Origin of the sequence: Bradyrhizobium sp. USDA 241 (genome assembly GCF_049739505.1) — a bacterium.
In the GTDB taxonomy this organism is placed as follows: Bacteria; Pseudomonadota; Alphaproteobacteria; order Rhizobiales; family Xanthobacteraceae; genus Bradyrhizobium; species Bradyrhizobium liaoningense.
The window spans coordinates 4137498-4156615 of record NZ_JBMGPZ010000005.1 but is presented as its reverse complement, the minus strand read 5'-3'; the positions used below and the strand labels follow the sequence as shown (position 1 = coordinate 4156615).

Here is a 19118-nt window from a genome sequence, read left to right as displayed (position 1 = left end):
CCGGCCTCACGCAGCGAGCGGGATGGTGGCGGCAACGCTGAGGCCGCCGCGGGCAGGCAGGATCGACAGCGATCCGCCGGCTGCCGTGACGCGCTCCCGGATGCCGGTCAGGCCGAAACCGGCCGACTGCGCGACACGGGCTGCGTCGCCGCCGCCGTCGTCCTCGACGCGGATCAGCAGCGCATCGTCCTCGCCGGCACGGCGTTCGACGCGCAGGCTGATCTCGCGTGCCACGCCGTGACGCAGCGCGTTGGTCAGGCATTCCTGTGCCACGCGATAGGCCGTGGTGGCGGCCGGGCCGCTGATGTCGGTGAGGTCACCCCTGAGATCGAGCTGGATCGTCGGCCGCGCCGCGCTCTGCGAGCGCCAGCTGTCGACGAGATTGACGAGGCTTGCCTCGAGCCCGAGCTCCTTGGGCAGCGGATTGCGCAGACGCTTCAGCGCATCGCGGAGCGAGGCCATCAGATGATGGGTGGCCTGCGAGATCATGCGCGCATCCTGAGCGATTCCCGTGCTGTTGTCCTTCGTGCTCGCTGTTTCGATTGTGTTGGCGAAGGCGAGGATGGCGGAGAGATTCTGCCCGAACTCGTCGTGCAGCTCGCGGGCGAGGGCGCGGCGCTCGTCGTCGCGGATTTCGATCAGGCGCCGCGTCAGGGCGGCGCGCTGCTCGGTGGCTTCCTCCAGCCGGTTGCCGAGCGCGCCGACGGCGCTGCCGATCATCGCCAGCTCCATCGAGCGGAAGCGCGGCAGTTTCGTGCGATATTGCCCGCGCGCCATGCGCTGCAAGGCGGTCACGATCGTGCGCGCCGGCGCCAGCGCATGTGCGATCGCGAGCGAGGCCAGCAGCGCAATTGCCGCCGCCATGAGCAGCGCGACATCGATCACATTGAGGATGTACTCCCAGGCCAGCGAGACGGCCGCCGCGCCGTCCGGCGTCGCAACCACCGTGCCGGCAGAAGCGGCGCGGGGGCTGACGGGCCGGATGACCTCGGCGTGGCTGCCGAGGAAGGTGGGCACAATGGCGGCGAACCAGCGCGGCGGCGCCTTGCCCAGCCCTTCGCTCTGGCCGCAGAGCGGCTTCTCGAATGCCACAGCCGGCTGGAACTCGACGCAGACACCGGGCGAGATCAGCTTCACCGTCTCCAGCGTGCGCCAGTCCGGAACCGGCAGGAGGTGCTCGCGCGCTCTGCTGCTGCGCAACAAGAGCTCGCGCCAATACAGCGCCTGGAGCGCTTGCGCGACCCGCTGCGCCGAGGCCGCGGTCGCCCGATCGACGCTGCGATAGGCGTCGAAGGTGGCCCACACGGTCGCGGCTCCGAGGCAGAGCACGACGATGAGCAGCAGACGGGCGACAAGCTGAAGCACGAGGCGCATGCGATCACCCCCGACGTTTGGTAAGGTCAGCCTAACAACGCCGCCGCGTCTTGCCAATTGCAGCGGTGGGCCGGATTGCAGCTCGGGCAAATTTCCCAAGCCGGATTGGGCATGGGTCTTTGGACCGGGCGCTGCGGCTTTGATCTATTCGGTGGGGACACGCTGCAGGCAGTGCCTGCAATCCAGGAGCGGTGCAGCATGAGTTCGATCACGATTGGACCGATCGCGGGGACTGCGACCGACCCGTCCGAGCGCAGTGCGCTCCTGTTCTGGATGATCTTCACCGGGCTCTCGATCTTCGCCGTCGTGCTGCTGTGGCGCTTCGGCCTGATCCACCTGATGCTCACCTCGGACCGGACCTACATTTCCAGCGTGATCGCGCTGCTTTACGTCCTCACCTGCGGCCATTGCTTCCTGCGCACGCGGGCGATTGCGCGTGAAGGCGCGGCGGCGCGGCGCTGCCGGGCGGTGTTGGGGGCGCCGGACGGCAGCAAGGCGCTGGATGCGAGTGCGGCGGTGCTGCCGCGCGGCCTCGTGCGCGACCACATCCAGAGCCTGGTGACGAAAGCCGCGGCGCAGGACTACCGGCCGGTCGACCAGACGCTGCTGTTGCGAAATCTCGCCGATCGGTTGCGCGGCTCCAACGGCTTCGGTGCTTTCGTCTCCGACACGCTGATGAAGCTCGGCCTGCTCGGCACCATCATCGGCTTCATCATCATGCTGGCGCCGATCGCGGGGCTGGATGCCGCCGACAAGGTCGCGATGCGCTCCTCGATGGGCTTGATGAGCGACGGCATGGCGGTCGCGATGTACACGACGCTCGCCGGCCTCGTCGGCTCGATCCTGGTCCGCATCCAGTACTACATGCTCGACGCCGCGACCCAGCGGGTGTTCTCGGATGCGGTGCTGCTGACGGAGACCTATGTGACGCCGGTGCTGGAGCGCAAAGGTTCCGGTGCGCCGTCATGATGGATGATTTCGGTCTCTATCCGCGCGAGGAGCCGTTCGATCCGCTCGGCGTGATGCTGTTCAAGGCGCTCCAGGTGATCGCGTTCCTGTTCTTCCTGGCGCTGCTCGCGGTCTCGCCGGACGCCAAGGAAGGCAAGATCGACTCCAAGGCGGAGTTCATCATCACGATGGATTGGCCGGACAATCATCCGGACGATCTCGACCTCTTCGTGCAGGATCCGGCCGGCAACATCGCCTGGTATCGCCACCGGGAGGCCGGCTTCCTGACGCTCGACCGCGATGATCGCGGCGGAGCCAATGACTTCATCATCGTCAACGGCAAGAAGGTCGCCTCGCCAATCCGCGAGGAGATCGTCACCGTGCGCGGCATCGTCGCCGGCGAATACACCGTCAACATCTCGCATTTCCAGGCAACGACAGGCGAGCCTGTCACAGCGAGCGTGAAGGTGCAGAAGCTCAATCCGACTGCGCAGGTGATCTTCGACAACAAGCTCGCGCTGAGCCATACCGGCGATGAGAAGACCGCGGTGCGGTTTCGGCTCGATGCCGAGGGCAAGGTCATCAATGTCGACCAGCGGCCGAAATCGCTGATGGAGACGTTCCGCAACGTGCGCGCCAACGGAGCCGATATCGATCCCAAGACCGGCGTGAGGATGCGCCGTGAGTAGTCTGCAGACGGTCATCCTCAGCCTCTCGGTCGCCTATGCCGTGATCGGCGCGCTGCTGCTGGTGGTGCTGGTCTATGCGCGGCTGCACTGGTCGCTGAAGGCGATCGCCGTGGTCGTCACCAGCGCCTTCTATGTCGTCAGCTTCACCGAAATGCGGGGACTGCTCGGCTGGGCCAGCTCCGACAGGATGCCTGCCGCCTTCAAGCTGCTCCAGGCCCGCATCGTCGAGCCGCATTCGCTGGAAGGCGATCCCGGCTCGATCTATCTGTGGGTCGAGGCGCTTGACGAGGACAATCGCCCGAGCGGCATCCCCCGGGCCTTCCGGGTGCCGTACGACGACAGGCTGGCCGACAAGACCCATGCAGCGCAGAACGAGATCGCGGCCGGTCATCCTCAAGGCGGTCGCGCCGCGGATTTCGGCGGCGGCGACGGCAGCCTCATCGACATGGTCAGGGAATATGTAACGCCTAAGACGATCCTCGAGACCAGCGGCGGCGATTCATCGACGGGCGAATTCAATGCGCCGCCGGCCGGTGCGCAGGGCGCCGTGTTCACCCCGCTGCCGCCGCCCCGGATGCCGCCCAAGGACGAGCAATAGGCACTTCACCAGCAGCGCGGGGCACGCTGGTAAACGGCGCGGCGCTGGCGCATGGTCTTGATCTCCCTCAATTTGGCCTTATCGGCCTTCAATAGGATTCGGAGGGTGGAGGGTGCGTGCTGCTAGCTGTCTTCTCGGATATCCACGGCAACCGGCAGGCGTTTGAAGCTTGCTTGAAGATCGCCCGTGCGAAGGGCGCGGAGCGCTGCGTCCTGCTCGGCGATTTCGTCGGTTATGGCGCCGATCCGGAATGGGTGGTGGATACCGCGATGGAGCTCGTTGCGCAGGGCGCCGTCGCCGTGCGCGGCAATCATGACCAGGCGGTCAATTCCTCGGCCGAGACCATGAACGCCGAGGCGCAGATCGCGATCGAATGGACCCGCGGTCGGCTCGACACCGCGCAGCGGCGGTTCCTGGCTGAATTGCCGATGCTGGTAGAGGACAGCGACCGCCTGTTCGTGCACTCTGAGGCCTCTCATCCCCAGCGCTGGCACTATGTCCGCTCGACGGTGGACGCCGCCAAGAGCCTGATCGCGACGCCCGCCCATGTCACGTTCTGCGGCCACATCCATCGCCCCGCGCTCTATTCGATGTCGGTGACGGCCAAGATGACGAGCTTCGTGCCAAAGACCGACGTCCCCGTGCAGCTCCTGCGCGGACGGCAATGGCTCGCCGTGCTCGGCTCGGTCGGCCAGCCTCGCGACGGCGATCCCTCGGCGTCCTTCGTGCTGTTCGACACGGTCTCATGCCAGATCACCTATTGCCGCGCACCCTATGACATCGCGACCGCGGCAAGCAGGATCCGCGACAACGGACTGCCGCCTTGGCTGGCCGACAGGCTGTCGCAGGGGCGTTGACCGCGATGCCGAAACCCCTGGTCAAGTCAGGCGCGGAGATCGACGGTTACACCATCGGTGAATGCGTGCATGCCGGCGGCATGGCGACGCTGTGGACCGTCACCCATCCGGGCATCGACGTGCCCTTGCTGATGAAGATCCCACGGGTGTCGGAGGGTGAGGACCCCGCCGCGATCGTCTCCTTCGAGATGGAGATGATGATCCTGCCGCGGCTCGCGGGTCCGCACGTGCCGGCCTGCTTCGGCACCGGTGATTTCGCCCACCAGGCCTATGTCGTGATCGAGCGCATCCCAGGCGCCACGCTCTACAAGCGGCTCCCTGACCTGCCGCTGCCTTATGACGAGGCGCGGCAGCTCGTCGCCAGGATCGCAACTGCGCTCGCTGATTTACACCGGCAGAACGTGATCCATCACGATATCAAGCCGAGCAGCATCATGTTCCGCGATTCCGGGGAGGCGGTGCTGATCGACTACGGGCTGTCCCATCACAACCACCTGCCGGATCTCCTGCAGGAGGAATTCCGCCTGCCTTACGGCACCGCGCCCTACATGGCGCCGGAGCGGCTGTCAGGGGTGCGGGACGATCCGCGCAGCGACCTGTTCTCGCTCGGCGTACTGCTCTATTTCTTCACGACCGGCGAGCGGCCGTTCGGCGAGGGCGAGACGCTGCGCGCGATGCGGCGCCGGCTCTGGCGCGACCCGCATCCGCCGCGCAAGATCCGCACGGATTATCCGCCCTGGCTTCAGGAGGTGGTGTTGCGGTGTCTCGAGATCGAGCCGGTGTGGCGCTACCCGACGGCGTCCCAGCTCGCCTTCGATCTCGCCTATCCGGATCAGGTCAAGCTCACCGCGCGCTCGGAGCGGGTGAAACGTGATCCCCTCAGCGTCGCCTGGCGGCGTCGTTTCAACCTTGGCGCCATGGCGCCGCGCGCGAAATCGGATGTCGCCGCCCAGATCGCTTCGAGCCCGATCCTCGCTGTCGCGCTCGACACCGTGGAGGGCGCACCGGAGCTGAACGAGGCGCTGCGCGTGACCACCGAGCGCATCCTCGCCACCTTGCCGTCGGCGCGGCTCGCCTGCGTCAACGTGCTCAAGCTGAACCGGATCGCGATCGACCGGACGCTGGACGAGCAGGGCTCCAACAAGCATATCGACCGCCTGGTCGCGCTCAGGCATTGGGCGACGCCGCTCAAGCTGGATGAGAGCCGGCTGTCGGCTCATGTGCTGGAGTCGGTCGATCCCGCCGCCGCGATCCTGGAATTCGCCGAGGCCAACCAGGTCGACCACGTCATCATCGGCGCCCGGCAGAGCTCGTTCAGGCGCATGCTGCTCGGCAGTGTCTCGGCCAAGGTGGCCGCGGAAGCGAGCTGCACCGTCACCGTGGTGCGGCCGCAGCGGCTGGCAGGCAATGGCGGCGGCTCAGATGCCGGCGACAGGGCGGGATAGCCCGCCTGGCGTCTTGCGGGCTTGGATCAGGCCGCGTGGGCGGAGCGCTTGCGGCGGATGGGCCAGGAGAATTCCGGGCCGGGTTCGCCGTGATCCGCGCCGCCGCCAAAATACTGGATGATCTCGCGGCAAGGCTCGCAACTGAACAGGTTACGCGATGCGGACGCCCTGGTCATTTCCTTCAGGCAGTTCGGGCAATGCGGCTTCATCAGTATCGAGTCCAATCCAGAATCTTCAATGCCGGTTCGGTGACCGGAGCAGGTAGTCCAGGTCCGACGTTTCCTCTCCCGGATCGTCCCGCATCTCGCCTTCGGCGAGTTCGAGCCGACCGAAGAAGTAGTCGAGGCCCGGATGCGGACGACGCGGGATACGGCACCTGCGCTTCGGCTGGCGCTTCACGAGCGCGAATTGCACGGCGTCAGATCCGGTTGCGACGGACGCCGCGCGCCGAACGTGCCGGGACCTGCACCGGTCCGGTCGAAGGGCCGAACAGAACAAACGCACTGAAACCAAGCCACAACGCCACGCCAGTCCAGACCAGGGTCGTCGTCATGATGTGCTCCCGTGAAAAACAGGCAATAACCACTAGCAGTGATTTGCGCGAATCAGGGAAGTCCGGAGGAGTACGGAACGAGGTTGCAATTTTCAGCAATTGCCCACTGCAGCGCCTGGAGGCGCTCCGGTTTATTGCGCGGGCGACCGCCGCACCTTTCCGGCGCGTGCGCCCTCGAGGATACCCCGGATGCGCGGAGCGTTTCGAACACAGCGAAACCCGTAGCGGCCCGTGTAGTCGGTATCGGGCGAACGGGTCGATCGCCCTGATGCGAAGTTGAGGTGGCCGGTGCCGCCGCCGATGTCGAGAATTTCGAACGCAGTGTCCATCGCCCGGAACGGCGTCTGGCTGACGGTCCGTCTGCCCCAGGCCGTTCGCAGGATCAGCGCGCGGCGATCGGTGATCACATAGAGCGTCTGCAGGTCGTGCAGCAGCATCACCAGCGGAGCCGCAACCATCGCAACTCCGAGCATCATGAGAGGTTGGGCCGCTTGGTCGATCCAATCGTTCCTGACGGCGACGGCGGTCAGCAACAGCCAGGGGACGCCGATCCACCACAGAAATCGCCACATGATCATCCGGGCAACGCCGTCGGGCTGGCCCTGCCAGACCACCTGCTCGCCGTCCTGCAAGGTCTCGGCGAGCAGGCGCCGCAAGCCTGCCAGGAAGGGAGTGGCACGGATCTCATCCATTCCCATTGGTCGCTGCGGCCATAAGGCCGGTTCGGCGCGCGAATGGAGGTCAGATGGCCTCGCCGCGGGCTCCCAGCGCGGCGTTGCGGATCGCGGCGATGTTGGCCTTGTAGGCGTCCTGCGTGCCGCCCCTGAACACGGAGGTGCCGGCGACGAAGGCGTTGGCGCCGGCCGCCGCGAGCGCGCCGGCAACGTCGGGGCCGACGCCGCCGTCGACCTCGATGTCGATCGGACGGCCCGCCGTCATCGCGCGGATGTCGCGGATCTTGCCGATCGCCGAGGGGATGAAAGCCTGGCCGCCGAAGCCGGGATTGACCGACATCACCAGCACGAGGTCGACGAGGTCGAGGACGTATTCGAGCGCGCTGATCGGCGTCGCCGGATTGAGCGAGACGCCGGCCTTCTTGCCGAGCGCGCGGATCGCCTGCAGCGACCGGTGCAGGTGGGGACCTGCCTCCGCATGCACGGTGATGTGGTCGCAGCCGGCTTTCGCGAAGGCCTCGAGATAGGGGTCGCAGGGCGAGATCATCAGATGCGCGTCGAAGATCTTCTTCGTGTGGGGACGCATCGCCTTGATGACATCAGGACCGTAGGAGATGTTCGGAACGAAGTGCCCGTCCATCACGTCGAGATGGATCCAGTCGGCGCCGGCGGCATCCACCGCGCGCACCTCCTCGCCGAGCTTGGAGAAGTCCGAGGCCAGGATCGAGGGCGCGATGGCCAGGGGGCGGGGGGCGAAGGCTTGGGTCATGGCGCGTTTTCCCGTGGCGGCCGTGAAAGATGGCCTCGCCTAACATGGGCCTCCGTGGCGGGCAATGCAGGGAAGCCGTGCTTCCTGTGGGCGGAAATTTCTGCCGCGGCCGGCACGAATTGCCGGTGCTCCCCGGCGGTGCCGAGCGCGGCGGCGGCGGATTTCATTGAGCTTTTCGCGATGGCACGACGCTTGCTGACGTCAGCCCGGAACATTGGCCGCGGCATGCCGCATCGGTTGGAGTTGTGCAATGTTGTTAGCCCTTGGTGCGGTATCGAGTGCGCTCGGCGCGATCCAGTCGCTGACGAGCTCGAAATCGTCCTCATCGACGCAGAAGACGGGATCGACGCAAGGCGCGACCAACCCGTTCGCGATCGACAGCGGCAGCAGCACGACCACTGGCGCCACCTCGTCGGTCAATTCGGGCAGATATCCGCAGATCTCGCCGGAGACGATGAACGCGCTGTTCGCGGCGCAGGGCCAGTCGACGGACACGAGCGGCGCGACCAGCTCATCCTCGACTGGGTCGGCGTCTTCGGCATCGAAGAGTCCCGAGGATGCGCTGAAGGACCTGTTCTCGCAGATCGATGGCGACGGTGACGGCAAGATCACCAAGTCCGAGTTCGAGGACGCCCTCGGCGCGGGCGGCACCAATCTGGCCAAGGCCGACGAGGTGTTCTCGAAGATGGACGCGAATGCGGATGGCGACATCAATCTCGGAGAGATGACGAAGGCGCTGCGGGGCGGCCACGGCGATCACGCGCAGGGTGCCGGCGGCTCGGGCGGTGGTTCGGACTCCTCGTCGCAATCCGGCGGCGGCTCGACGTCGACCACGACGACCAATGCCGATGGCTCGACCACCACCACCGTCACCTATGCCGACGGCTTCAAGATGTCGACCACCGTGCCTGGCGCCTCCAGCAGTTCGAATGCCAACGGCGGCGGCAATTCGCCTTATGACTGGTTCGGGCAGATGATGCAGCGTCAGGCGCAGGCTTCGGCGGGGTCGGCTTCATCAATGTCGATGAGCGTGTAAGCGCGCCTCAACGCTAACCCGCATATTCGTGCGTGATGTCACGATAGACATAACGGTCGCGGATCTCGCGATTGAAGAACGTCCCTTTTGAGCGCGCTTGACCGAATGCAGCGGCGGCCTCGGGCGGAACGTCCTCGTAGAGGTAGATCCTTCCGCTGACGAAAGTCACCTTCAGCTCGCGCGTGCCTGGCGCATATCGAAAGAAGCGGATCACGGACGACGGCATGGCGGAACACCTCGGTCCGCCGGGACAACGCCGTGTCCGCCGTTTCGTTTCTCGCCTAGCCGAACTTGTCCTTCCACGCCGGCAGTGCACCGGGGAACGGCAGCGCGGTCGCGCTGTACACACCGCTTGCGATCGCGCGTGCGACCACGTTGGCGGCGACCATCCCGAGCTCGGTGAGCTCCACCAGCGGCTCGATCGGCTTCTCGCAGGTGGCCGCGGCAAACAGCACGTCGCCGTCGAGCGGGGCATGCACCGGATAGATCGCGCGGGCAAATCCGGTCTGCGCGATCATCGCGAGCCGCTTGGCCTGCGCCTTGCTCAGAATCGCGTCGGTGACGACGAGGCCGATCGTGGTGTTCTCGCGCTCGCTCGCGGCCGGCCCGCCCTTGATGCGCATCGCCAGCATGTCGGGCGTGAACGCGGGCGGCAGGCCCCGTCCGCCGAACTCGCCGTTCTCCTCGAACGGCGCGGCCCAGAACCAGGGACCGTTGCCGACGGTGACGCTGCCGACCGCGTTCACCACCATGATCGCGGCGACCTTGACGCCGTTCGTCGTGACGGCCGACGCCGAGCCGATCCCGCCCTTGAAGGTGGCGGTGGTCGCACCCAGGCCCGCACCGACGCTGCCGAGCGCGAAGTCGGTGCCGGCGGAGGCGGCGGCGGCATAGCCGAGATCGCGATAGGGCGAGAAGCGGCCCCAGGCCTTGTTGCCGCCGTTGAGCAGGTCGAACACGATCGCGCCCGGAACGAGGGGGACCACGGCCTCCCGGACCCTGAAGCCGCGGCCCTGTTCGGCGAGCCAGGCCTGTACGCCGCCGCCGGCATCGAGGCCGAAGGCGGAGCCGCCGGAGAGCGCGATCGCATCGACCCGCTCGACGGTATTGGCGACTTCGAGCAGCGAGGCCTCGCGCGTGCCGGGTCCGCCGCCGCGGACGTCGATCGCCGCGACGGCCGGCTGGTCGAAAATGACGGCGGTCGTGCCGGAGGCCACTTCCGTATTCTCGGCATGGCCGACCCGGACGCCGGCGATATCGGTGAGAAGGTTTTTCAAGACGGCCTCGTCGTTGAGAGCATTTCGCGATCTGCGATAGCGCAGCGATGCCGCAGGCTCAACCGGCGAGCGCGGTCCTGAGCATCTTGGCAAGCTCGGACTTGCGGTAGGGCTTGGCCAGCAGCAGCACGCCGGAATCGAGCCGGCCATGATGGACGATGGCATTTTCGGTGTAGCCCGAGGTGAACAACGTCTTCAGGTCGGGGCGGCGCCGGGCCGCTTCATCGGCGAGCTGGCGGCCGTTCATGTTGCCGGGCATGATGATGTCGGTGAAGAGCAGGTCGATGGTCTCGTCGCTGTCGATGATATTGAGCGCCTCGGTGCCGTTGGCGGCCTCGAGCGCGGTATAGCCGAGGCTCTTGACCTGCGTCACGACATACTGCCGCACCAGCGCATCGTCCTCGACGATCAGGATCTTCTCGTCGCCGCCGGCGATGGGCGCGTTCTGGAACGCCTCGAACTCGGTATCCTGCACCCCGCTCGAGCGCGGCAGGTAGATCTTCACGCTCGTGCCGTGGCCTTCCTCGCTGTAGATCTTGATGTGGCCGCCCGACTGCTTGACGAAGCCGAACACCATGCTCAGGCCGAGGCCGGTGCCCTTGCCGACCTCCTTGGTGGTGAAGAAGGGATCGAACACCCGGTCGATCAGTTCCGCCGGGATCCCGCTGCCGGTGTCGCTGACCGCGATCATCACATAATTGCCGGCGGCGACGTCGGGGTTCATGCTGGCATAGCCGTCGTCGAGGAAGATGTTGCGGGTCTCCAGCACCAGGGTGCCGCCATCGGGCATGGCGTCGCGCGCATTCAGCGCGAGATTGAGGATCGCGGTGGACAGCTGGCCCGGGTCGACCAGCGTCGGCCAGGCGTCCTCGGTGAGCTGCGGCATGATGGTGATCTGCTCGCCGAGCGTCGGATGCAGCAGCTTGGCGGCTTCGAGCGCCAGCGCATTGACGTCGATCTCGCGTGGCTGGAGCGGCTGCTTGCGGGCGAAGGCGAGCAGATGCCTGGTCAGCTGCGCGCCGCGCTCGGCGGCATCGTCGATCAGCTTGGTGATGGCGGCAAGCTCGGGCCGGTCGGCGACCGCGTCGCCGAGAATGCCGATCGTGCCCGTGATGACGGTCAGCACGTTGTTGAAGTCGTGGGCGACGCCGCCGGTCAACTGCCCGATCGAATCCATCTTCTGGATCTGCCTGAGCTGGGCTTCGGCGGCCTGCTTGTCGGTGAGGTCGCGGCCGATGAAGTAATGGCGCTTCACCGGCTCGGACCAGCTGCCCATCCAGTTCAGCGTGACCTCGTGACCGTCGTAATGGTAGTAGCGCGCCTCGAAGCCGCGCTTGACCGCGCCGCGACGGGCTGCGCGCATCTCGTTTCGCGTCCTCTCGAGATCGTCGGGATGGATGAACTCGGTCGCGCTGTGCCCGACCATGTCCTCGGGGTTGTAGCCGAGAATGTTCTTTACGCTCGGGCTGACCTGGACGAAGTTGCCATAGCCGTCGGTGACCAGGATCAGGTCCTGCGACGTCTCGAAGATACGCTGGCGTTCTTCGGTCTCCCGGCGCAGCTTCTCTCTCGCCTGCTTCTCTTCGGTAATGTCGTGGGCGATCTTGGAGGCGCCGATGATCTCTCCCTCATCGGTCCGCAGCGGTGTAACGTTGAGGACGACGTCGAGCGGGCTTCCGTCTTTTCGGATCCGGATCGTCTCGTGCTGGGCGATCGACTCATTGCTGGCGATCCGGTTGAGGATGCTCCTGACCTCGCCTTTGAGATCCGGCGGCACGATGATGTCGATCGGCTTGCCGATGGCCTCGGCAGCGGAATAGCCGAAAAGATGTTCGGCGGCCTTGTTCCAGCCGGTGATAATGCCATCGAGCGATTTCGTGATGATGGCATCGTTGGACGACTCGACGACTGCGCCGTACAGCGCGAGCCGCTTGCCGTAATAGTCGCGTTCCGAGGCCGATTGCTGCCGCAGCCTGCCGACGAGGCCCACCGTATGTGCCTGGAGGCGGACATTCTCGATGAGAAGCACTGCGAGCACGAAGGTCGCCGCAGCGAGGCCGTAGAGCCGTCCGGCATAGAAGCCGAGATCGAAGCGCGCAACGTTGACGATCGCCGACAGCGCGATGTCGAACAGCCAGGCGCACATGACCACCATGAGCCAGATGTCGATCACCGTATGCGGCTTGCGGAACCAGAGCGAGACCAGTGCGGCGAAGCTCAGCGACCACACGAAGGACACGACTCCGATCATGGTTGGCGTGTACCGGCCGTCGCGCAACAGGACCGGCAGCAGATCGTGTTGCGCGGTCACGATCCAGGTGAAGACCGCTATCGCTGCGACGACGCCGAGCACGCTGGCGTAAATCGCCCGGCTTGCCGCGCCGCGGATCCGGGGGCCACCGTCCTTTTCCTTCAGCCAGGCATAACCCATCACGCACAGCGGAAAGACGGCGTGCCAGATCATGTAGAGCCAGACCGTGGTCTGCCGGCCCGCGCCGAAGAGCCCGGCGGGTGCGAACAGTCCGGGGAAGGTGAGGGCATGAACCAGCGCCGCAGCAGCGGTGAAGAGATAGCCGGTCGCGAGCCACAGTAGCGCGCGGGTCCGCAAGATCGCAAACTGCGACAGCAGCAGCACGGCCGTGACGATGTCGCTGACGGCGAGCGCCGATTGATAACTCGCGACGAAGGCCGGCACCGGCAGGAGCGGGGTACCCGCGAAGGGCACGGCCGCTGCGAACAGGAGCGAGGACACGCCGACGATGGTCGACGCTGCGGCGCGGTCGGCCGAAGTGGCCGGCAGGGTCGAGAGAAACGTGCTCCGGTCGACCGTCGCAGGCACATCCACCTCTCGCGGGTTGGTCTCGAGCTGGTCGGGTTTGAGCATCTCCGCACGTCTCATTCGGCCGGCAGTCCGTTCATGGTAGCGGTTCTCGGCGCGGATCGTGAACAGGACCGCCCACGACTCAACCGAAGGTTACAGCTTTCTTAATCTCGGTGGGAACACGGAGTGGGACTTGGGTAAGGTGCCCTTTACTGGGGTGATGCCACAATGCCCCTCCGCCGCGGCGGGTTCCAGGTTTGAACCTGGCGATTCTGATCTCGATATCGGGAGTTGTTCCCCAATGCCCCGCGTTCCCCGCGGGTCACTTCAAATTCCTCCGGGTGTGGTCAGTCAAATTCCTCCACCCGCGAGGCAGGACAAGGGACTGTTAGTTTGAGTTTGTTTCCCGGGCAAGAGCTTCAGCGGCTTCTTTGAGCCGATAGCTGCGTCCGTCGAACTCAAGCAGATGGCAATGATGCATAAGGCGATCGAGGATCGTCGTGCTCATAGTGTTGTCCCCAAGGTATGCCCCCCAATCCTGCACGACGCGATTGGAGGTGACGATGACGCTGCGGCGCAGTTTGTAACGCTGATGGATCAGGGTCTGCAGCAAAGTGCCGGCGTCGTCGGGGATGGCGCGTGCGAGGAATAGATCGTCCAGCACGAGGAGATCGCAGTCGATGATGGTTCGCAGCCGGACCTCGCGTTGTGCCGGAGAGTTCAGGGCGTAGCGGTGGAAGAAGTCGTCGGTCTCAAGATACTGGACCTTGTGGCTTTGCAGGATCGCCTGATAGGCAATCGCCTTGGCGATGTGCGACTTCCCGGTGCCAGGTTTGCCAACAAGCAGAGCGTTCTCGCCAGCGGCAATGAACGCCAGGGTGTGGAGCTGGAAGCAGGTCTGACGTGGCAGTTTGGGATTGAAGGACCAGTCGAACTCGGCGAGCGTCAGCTTTTCGTCGAGCCCGGATTGCTGGTATCGCCGCTCGATAAGACGGGACTGACGACGGTCCAGTTCATCCTGCAGGATAAGGGAGAAGGTCTCGAGGAAGGGCTGGTTGGCGCCCTGCGCCTGGAGCACGCGCGTCTGCAGCGTGTCGCGGACACCCGACAGGCGCAGCTGTCGTAGGCAACGCTCAATTTCCGGCATGGTCATCATGTGGCTAGGTCTCCAGTTTAAGGTGAGAAGGTGCAGCGGGAGCGCTCGTGGCGCCGGAGTTGGCCGGGGTTGCGCAGGCGACACGAGCGCGGATTGCCGTGGCGTGATCGTCGTGAGCCTCGGCCTGCCGACCATTGTCGTCGGCGTCGCGCCGCACAGCGCGGCTGAAGAGGTCGCCGTATTCCGCGGGGGTACGGATCAGCGGATGATCCTGGGTGAGCGGCGATGCCGGCTGTGGCGTCACTCCAACCTGCTCGATCGCCTGTTCGAACAACCGCTCGACGGTCGCACGCACGTGCTTGTAGCGGTAGATGCGGTTGTCGATGGCGTGCGCGCAGGCCTGCTCGACCAGCCGCGCCGGATACTTCCGGCCCAGCCCGACAATGCCCCACATCGCGCGCTGTCCGGGGCGCCCTTCGGTGTCGAACACCTGCTGGCACAAGGCCCTGGTCTGCGGTCCGATGCGCTCGGCGCTCGCCAGCAGCACGGCGGTTTGCCGCGACGGGTTGAACGGCCGTTCGCTGGTCGGCAGGACGACAGAACCGGGGTGCGCCATCCGGGAATGAACACGCAGCAGCGCACGGGTGTGGCGATCACGGATCTCGATCGTGGTGGTGTAGATGCGCACGACGACCTGGCTGCCGATCGGCGCGGGCCGCGCGGCGTAATAGCTGTTGTCGACGCGTACGGTGGTGTCGTCGCAGACAGTCCGGACGACTTCGGTGAAGATGCGGAAGGGAGCGACAGGCAGCGGCCGCAGGTGCGGCTTCTCTTCCTGGAACATCGCCTCGACCTGACGGCGCGTGCTGCCGTGGATGCGTTTGGAAGCCCAGTTCTCCTCCCAGTGCCTCAAGAACTCGTTTTGCGCCTCCAGCGTCTCGAAGCGCCGTCCGGCCAGCGCAGTGCCCTGGGTATGTTGAATCGCATTCTCGACGCATCCTTTCCGATTTGGATCGGCCACGCGCGCGGGATCGGCGACCACGGCGTAATGAGCCAGCATCGCGCTGTAAATCGGGTTGAGCTGGGGCTCGTACAAATCCGGCTTGAGGACGCCTTCCTTCAGGTTGTCGAGCACGACATAGCTGGGGACCCCGCCAAAATACCGGAACGCCTCTTCGTGGAGCTGCGCCCAGACTTGTTGGCTGGACTTCCAGACTACCCGCCGGAAGCTGCGCCGCGAGTAGCGTAGCGTCATCACGAACAGGCGGGGACGACGGTACCGCCCGCTCTTCGGATCAACCGTCGGCGCGCCCTCGCCATAGTCGACCTGAGCTTCCTCGCCGGGGAGGAACTCAAGACGATCAAACTGCTCAGGATCAGCGTGCCGCAACCGGCGCACAAACCGCTTGACACTCTGGTAGCTGGACGGAAAGCCAAATTGATCAACCAGGTCCTGGTAAATCGCCTGCGCGTTCCGCTTCAGCCGGACCTGTTCTTCGATCCACGTCCGATGCGCTTCGCAAGCCGAACGGGCCAGGCTGCTGGTGACCGTCGCTTCCGATGTCCCAAAAGCCGGTGGTCGGGGTGGAGGAATTTGGCCGTCCGCGCTCACCGAGCCGGTGGTCACTTCCCCGGGGGAATTTGCCTCCGCACCGGCCCGCAGCGCGAGCTATGGCGGAATCTGGGTGATGACGGTGTGAGGAAGGCGGCGTATCGAGGCGGGTGACGAGCCTGCCAGAACCTCTCGAGGAGAGCGATACGCCATGACCGAGACTACCAATGTTCTTGCTTTCCGTCAGCCGTCCGCGGTTGATGATCCACTGACCGATATCGTTCGTGCCGGCGCGCGGGACCTGCTTGCCAGGGCGATCGAGATCGAGGTTGGCGCGTTTCTGGCCAGCACGGCCAATCTGACGCTGCCCGACGGTCGAGCGCGCCTGGTCCGACATGGGCACGGTCCGGTGCGCGAGATTGCGACCGGCATCGGTCCGGTGGAGGTCGCTCGTCCCAAGGTCCGCGACCGCGGAGCGAGCGGGCCAGGCGACCGCCTCCGCTTCAGTTCGGCAATCCTGCCGCTATGGGCGCGGCGGACGAAGAGCCTGGATGCCTTGATCCCGGTCCTCTATTTGCGCGGCATCTCGACCGGCGACTTCCAGGAGGCGCTCTCGGCGCTGCTCGGCAAGGATGCGCCGAACCTGTCGCCTTCGGTGATCGCCGGCCTGAAGGCCGATTGGCAGGTCGAGTACGAACGCTGGCAGAGACGCGATCTGTCGGCGCGTCGCTATGTCTACATCTGGGCCGATGGCGTGTACCTGCAGGCCCGCATGGAAGATCACAGCGAATGCATGCTGGTGCTGATTGGCACCACGCCGGAAGGCAAGAAGGAGCTGATCGGCTTCCAGGTCGGCGTGCGCGAGAGCGCGCAGAGCTGGCGCGAACTCCTGATCGACCTGCGGCAACGCGGGTTACGGATTGCCCCGCAACTCGCCATCGGCGACGGCGCCCTCGGCTTCTGGAAGGCACTGGACGAGGCCTTTCCCGGCACGCGGCACCAACGATGCTGGTGCCATAAAGTGAGCAACGTACTCGACAAGGTCGCCAAATCCGTGCAGGGCCCCATGAAGAACGACCTGCGGAACATCTATCTGGCCCCACACCGGGCCGAAGCTGAAACCGCGATCGACGTCTTCGTCGAGAAATACCACGTCAAATACGGACGTGCGGTGGAGTGCCTGATCAAGGATCGCCATGCGCTGCTCGCCTTCTTCGACTTCCCTGCTGAGCACTGGATCCACCTACGCAGCTCGAACCCGATCGAGAGCGTCTTCGCCACGGTGCGCCACCGAACGGTGCGGACCAAGGGATCGCTGTCGCAACAAACTGCGAAGCTGATGGTGTTCAAGCTCATCGACGCCGCATCGAAGACCTGGCGGCGATTGAAGAGCACGAACCAGTTGCCGAAAGTCATCGCCGGTGTAAAGTTCATCGACGGAATCGAAGTCATTCCGAACACTGAAAGCCACGCCGCCTGATCAGGCCGCGTCACCCAAAATCAGCCATAGCTCCCGCAGCGCCTGATAACGCCGGATCGTCTTGCGATCGACACCCGTCAGCCGGTGAATCTCGCGCTGGCTGGTGTTGCGATCAAGTAATGTAAGTACGGTGCTTTGCAGATGTCGCTTCAAGACGTTCAACTCCCCGGCCCCTTGCTGGCTAAAGGGGTCGAACATAAACGTCCTGCCTGACCGGCTACTGCTGTTCAGCGGCGCTGACGGCGATCATCAGGTGGGGGAGTTTCAAGTGACCATACCCGGGGGATTTTGACCGACCCACGGGGCGCGTTCTCATCATCGACGACCAGAAGGACGTGCGTGCGATGGTCGCGATCGTGCTGCGGGTCAATCATTTCGAGGTCGCGGAGGCCGAAAGCGGTGCTGCGGGGCTGAAGGCCTTCGCGGAAAGCCCCTTTGACGCGGCGATCGTCGACATTTTTCTCGGCGACACCAGCGGCGCCGACGTCATCGCGACCCTGCGCGAGCGTGCACCGACGCTCCCCATCGTTGCGGTTTCCGGGATGACGGCGCTCGACTTCGTGGACCAATCGCCCCACCTCGCCAACGTGGTCTGCCTGCAAAAGCCGTTTCGGCCGAACGATCTGCTGCAGGCCTTGCGGAAGGCCCAGGCCGCGGCCGGCGGCAAGCTGGCCGCAGCCGTCTGATCCTGCCGCAAGAAGAAACGCCCCGGGGCTAGGCCGGGGCGCGGTGATGATTGGATGGCGGCCCAAAGGCCCGGCAAGCGCGCTCAGGTGCCGTTGCCGCTGATCTCGGCGTAGCCGCCCTTGGCGTCCCATTTGTAGACGACGTAGTCGATCTGCTTGATGTCGCCCTTGGAGTCATATTCGACCGGGCCGATCACGGTGTCCCACTTGCCGGCCTTCATCGCCGCCATGACCTTCTTGGCGTCGGTGGTGCCGGCCTTCTTGGCCGCCTGCGACCACACCTGCATCGCCGCGTAGGTGTAGAGGGTGTAGCCCTCAGGGTCGATGTTCTTGGCCTTGAATGCCTCGACGATCTTCTTCGCGGTCGGCTTGTTGCGCGGGTCGGGGCCGAAGGTGAACAGCGTGCCTTCGCCGGCGGGGCCGGTGATGGAGGCGTACTCCTTGTCGGCGAGCGCGTCGCCGGCCATCAGCACGGTCTTGAGGCCCTGGTCCCGCATCTGGCGCAGGATCAGGCCGCTTTCCTGATGATAGCCGCCGACATAGACGAGGTCGATGTTGTCGCGCTTCAGGCGGGAGACGATCGCGTTGAAGTCCTTGTCGCCCTTGTTGTAGGACTCGTACATCTTCTCGGTGACGCCGGCCTTGTTGAGCGCCTTCTTGGTCTCGTCGGCAAGACCCTTGCCGTAGGTGGTCTTGTCGTTGAGAATCGCGATGTTCTTGCCCTTGAAGTTCTTGGCGATGTACTGCGCGGCGATCAGGCCCTGCTGATCGTCACGGCCGCAGACGCGAGCCACGTTCCAGAGCTTGCGCTCGGTGAACAGCGGGTTGGTCGAGGCCGGCGTGATCTGGAGCACGTTGCCGTCGGCATAGGCTTCCGAAGCCGGGATCGACGACGACGAGCAATAGTGCCCGGCCACGAACGGGATTTTCGCGCCCGCGATCTTCTCGGCGATCGAGCGCGCCTGTTTCGGGTCGCAAGCGTCGTCTTCGACGGAGAGCGCGAGCTTCTTGCCGTTGACGCCGCCGGCGGCATTGATATCGGCCACGGCCATCTCGGCGCCGTTCTTCATCTGGCGGCCGAAGGCGGACTCGCCGCCGGTCATCGGGCCTGCGACTGCGACGGTGACATCCTGCGCGAATGCCGCGCCCGAGAGCGCGAGCGATGCGCCGAATGCCAGACCGATGAGCTTCAGTGATTTCATGAGATACCTCGCGGGTGGTCGCCTGTGGAAGTTGCCGGGATGCCCGGTTCAAACCAGCGCC

At 65.3% G+C, this 19118-nt stretch carries 20 protein-coding genes and 1 pseudogene; 8 read left to right on the top strand and 13 right to left on the bottom strand.

The genetic code is table 11. From position 1 onward, the window contains the following. Positions 1-6: 6 nt before the first annotated feature. Positions 7-1374, bottom strand: coding sequence for a sensor histidine kinase (locus ABIF91_RS42015; RefSeq protein WP_284282256.1), 1368 nt, complete (start codon positions 1372-1374; stop codon positions 7-9). Positions 1375-1572: 198 nt separating this feature from the next. Between ABIF91_RS42015 and ABIF91_RS42010 the strand changes: the two genes are divergently transcribed. The 5 genes from ABIF91_RS42010 to ABIF91_RS41990 all read left to right on the top strand — a co-directional run bounded on the left by ABIF91_RS42010 (position 1573) and on the right by ABIF91_RS41990 (position 5911). Further along, entirely contained in the window at positions 1573-2343 is a 771-nt protein-coding gene (locus tag ABIF91_RS42010; protein WP_028180414.1) for a MotA/TolQ/ExbB proton channel family protein, read from the top strand. After that, positions 2340-3011, top strand: coding sequence for a hypothetical protein (locus ABIF91_RS42005; RefSeq protein WP_028180413.1), 672 nt, complete (start codon positions 2340-2342; stop codon positions 3009-3011). The genes ABIF91_RS42010 and ABIF91_RS42005 overlap by 4 nt, the downstream gene beginning before the upstream one ends. Next, complete coding sequence (locus ABIF91_RS42000) at positions 3004-3609, top strand: hypothetical protein (RefSeq protein ID WP_028180412.1); 606 nt, start codon at positions 3004-3006, stop codon at positions 3607-3609. The genes ABIF91_RS42005 and ABIF91_RS42000 overlap by 8 nt, the downstream gene beginning before the upstream one ends. A 116-nt stretch (positions 3610-3725) precedes the next feature. Continuing rightward, complete coding sequence (locus ABIF91_RS41995) at positions 3726-4466, top strand: metallophosphoesterase family protein (RefSeq protein WP_424579784.1); 741 nt, start codon at positions 3726-3728, stop codon at positions 4464-4466. 5 nt (positions 4467-4471) lie between these two features. Next, complete coding sequence (locus ABIF91_RS41990; RefSeq protein WP_035672794.1) at positions 4472-5911, top strand: serine/threonine protein kinase; 1440 nt, start codon at positions 4472-4474, stop codon at positions 5909-5911. 26 nt (positions 5912-5937) lie between these two features. Here ABIF91_RS41990 and ABIF91_RS41985 read toward each other — a convergent pair whose 3' ends face one another. The 5 genes from ABIF91_RS41985 to rpe form a co-directional block, all read right to left on the bottom strand. Then, positions 5938-6135, bottom strand: coding sequence for a hypothetical protein (locus ABIF91_RS41985; RefSeq protein WP_424579783.1), 198 nt, complete (start codon positions 6133-6135; stop codon positions 5938-5940). 10 nt (positions 6136-6145) lie between these two features. Next, positions 6146-6325, bottom strand: coding sequence for a hypothetical protein (locus ABIF91_RS41980; RefSeq protein ID WP_028180408.1), 180 nt, complete (start codon positions 6323-6325; stop codon positions 6146-6148). A gap of 4 nt (positions 6326-6329) precedes the next feature. Continuing rightward, positions 6330-6464 carry a hypothetical protein gene (locus ABIF91_RS41975; RefSeq protein WP_271532923.1) on the bottom strand — a complete coding sequence of 45 codons (135 nt, stop codon included), beginning with the start codon at positions 6462-6464 and terminating at the stop codon, positions 6330-6332. 131 nt (positions 6465-6595) lie between these two features. Next, positions 6596-7156 (bottom strand): hypothetical protein, encoded by a 561-nt coding sequence (locus ABIF91_RS41970; RefSeq protein WP_035672764.1) that lies wholly within the window; start codon positions 7154-7156, stop codon positions 6596-6598. Between the two features lie 49 nt (positions 7157-7205). Continuing rightward, positions 7206-7907 (bottom strand): ribulose-phosphate 3-epimerase, encoded by a 702-nt coding sequence (gene rpe / locus ABIF91_RS41965; protein WP_028180407.1) that lies wholly within the window; start codon positions 7905-7907, stop codon positions 7206-7208. Between the two features lie 250 nt (positions 7908-8157). Between rpe and ABIF91_RS41960 the strand changes: the two genes are divergently transcribed. Next, a complete protein-coding gene (locus ABIF91_RS41960) occupies positions 8158-8943 on the top strand; it encodes an EF-hand domain-containing protein (RefSeq protein ID WP_028180406.1) in 786 nt (261 codons plus the stop codon). A 13-nt stretch (positions 8944-8956) separates the two neighbouring features. Here ABIF91_RS41960 and ABIF91_RS41955 read toward each other — a convergent pair whose 3' ends face one another. From ABIF91_RS41955 to istA, 5 genes and pseudogenes are all read right to left on the bottom strand, one after another. Beyond that, positions 8957-9169, bottom strand: a complete 213-nt coding sequence (locus ABIF91_RS41955; protein ID WP_035672768.1) for a KTSC domain-containing protein — start codon at positions 9167-9169, stop codon at positions 8957-8959. A 55-nt stretch (positions 9170-9224) separates the two neighbouring features. Then, entirely contained in the window at positions 9225-10220 is a 996-nt protein-coding gene (locus ABIF91_RS41950) for a P1 family peptidase (RefSeq protein WP_028180404.1), read from the bottom strand. 58 nt (positions 10221-10278) lie between these two features. Beyond that, on the bottom strand, positions 10279-13104 hold the full coding sequence (locus ABIF91_RS41945) for a PAS domain S-box protein (protein WP_035718252.1): 2826 nt from the start codon (positions 13102-13104) through the stop codon (positions 10279-10281). A 325-nt stretch (positions 13105-13429) separates the two neighbouring features. Next, positions 13430-14197 carry an IS21-like element IS1631 family helper ATPase IstB gene (gene istB / locus ABIF91_RS41940; RefSeq protein ID WP_038952109.1) on the bottom strand — a complete coding sequence of 256 codons (768 nt, stop codon included), beginning with the start codon at positions 14195-14197 and terminating at the stop codon, positions 13430-13432. Between the two features lie 4 nt (positions 14198-14201). Further along, positions 14202-15803: pseudogene (gene istA / locus ABIF91_RS41935) on the bottom strand (IS21-like element IS1631 family transposase); the annotation flags it as partial. 97 nt (positions 15804-15900) lie between these two features. Between istA and ABIF91_RS41930 the strand changes: the two are divergent. Continuing rightward, positions 15901-17169 (top strand): IS256 family transposase, encoded by a 1269-nt coding sequence (locus tag ABIF91_RS41930; protein WP_038952271.1) that lies wholly within the window; start codon positions 15901-15903, stop codon positions 17167-17169. Here the strand turns inward: ABIF91_RS41930 and ABIF91_RS41925 are convergent, their stop codons facing one another. Beyond that, positions 17170-17367: a hypothetical protein gene (locus ABIF91_RS41925; RefSeq protein ID WP_424579873.1), complete on the bottom strand. Its 198-nt coding sequence runs from the start codon at positions 17365-17367 to the stop codon at positions 17170-17172. Positions 17368-17483: 116 nt separating this feature from the next. Between ABIF91_RS41925 and ABIF91_RS41920 the strand changes: the two genes are divergently transcribed. Next, positions 17484-17855, top strand: coding sequence for a response regulator (locus tag ABIF91_RS41920; RefSeq protein ID WP_028179280.1), 372 nt, complete (start codon positions 17484-17486; stop codon positions 17853-17855). A gap of 83 nt (positions 17856-17938) precedes the next feature. On the opposite strand, the gene ABIF91_RS41915 is transcribed toward ABIF91_RS41920, so the two are convergent. Next, positions 17939-19057 (bottom strand): branched-chain amino acid ABC transporter substrate-binding protein, encoded by a 1119-nt coding sequence (locus ABIF91_RS41915; RefSeq protein ID WP_028179279.1) that lies wholly within the window; start codon positions 19055-19057, stop codon positions 17939-17941. Positions 19058-19118 lie beyond the last annotated feature (61 nt).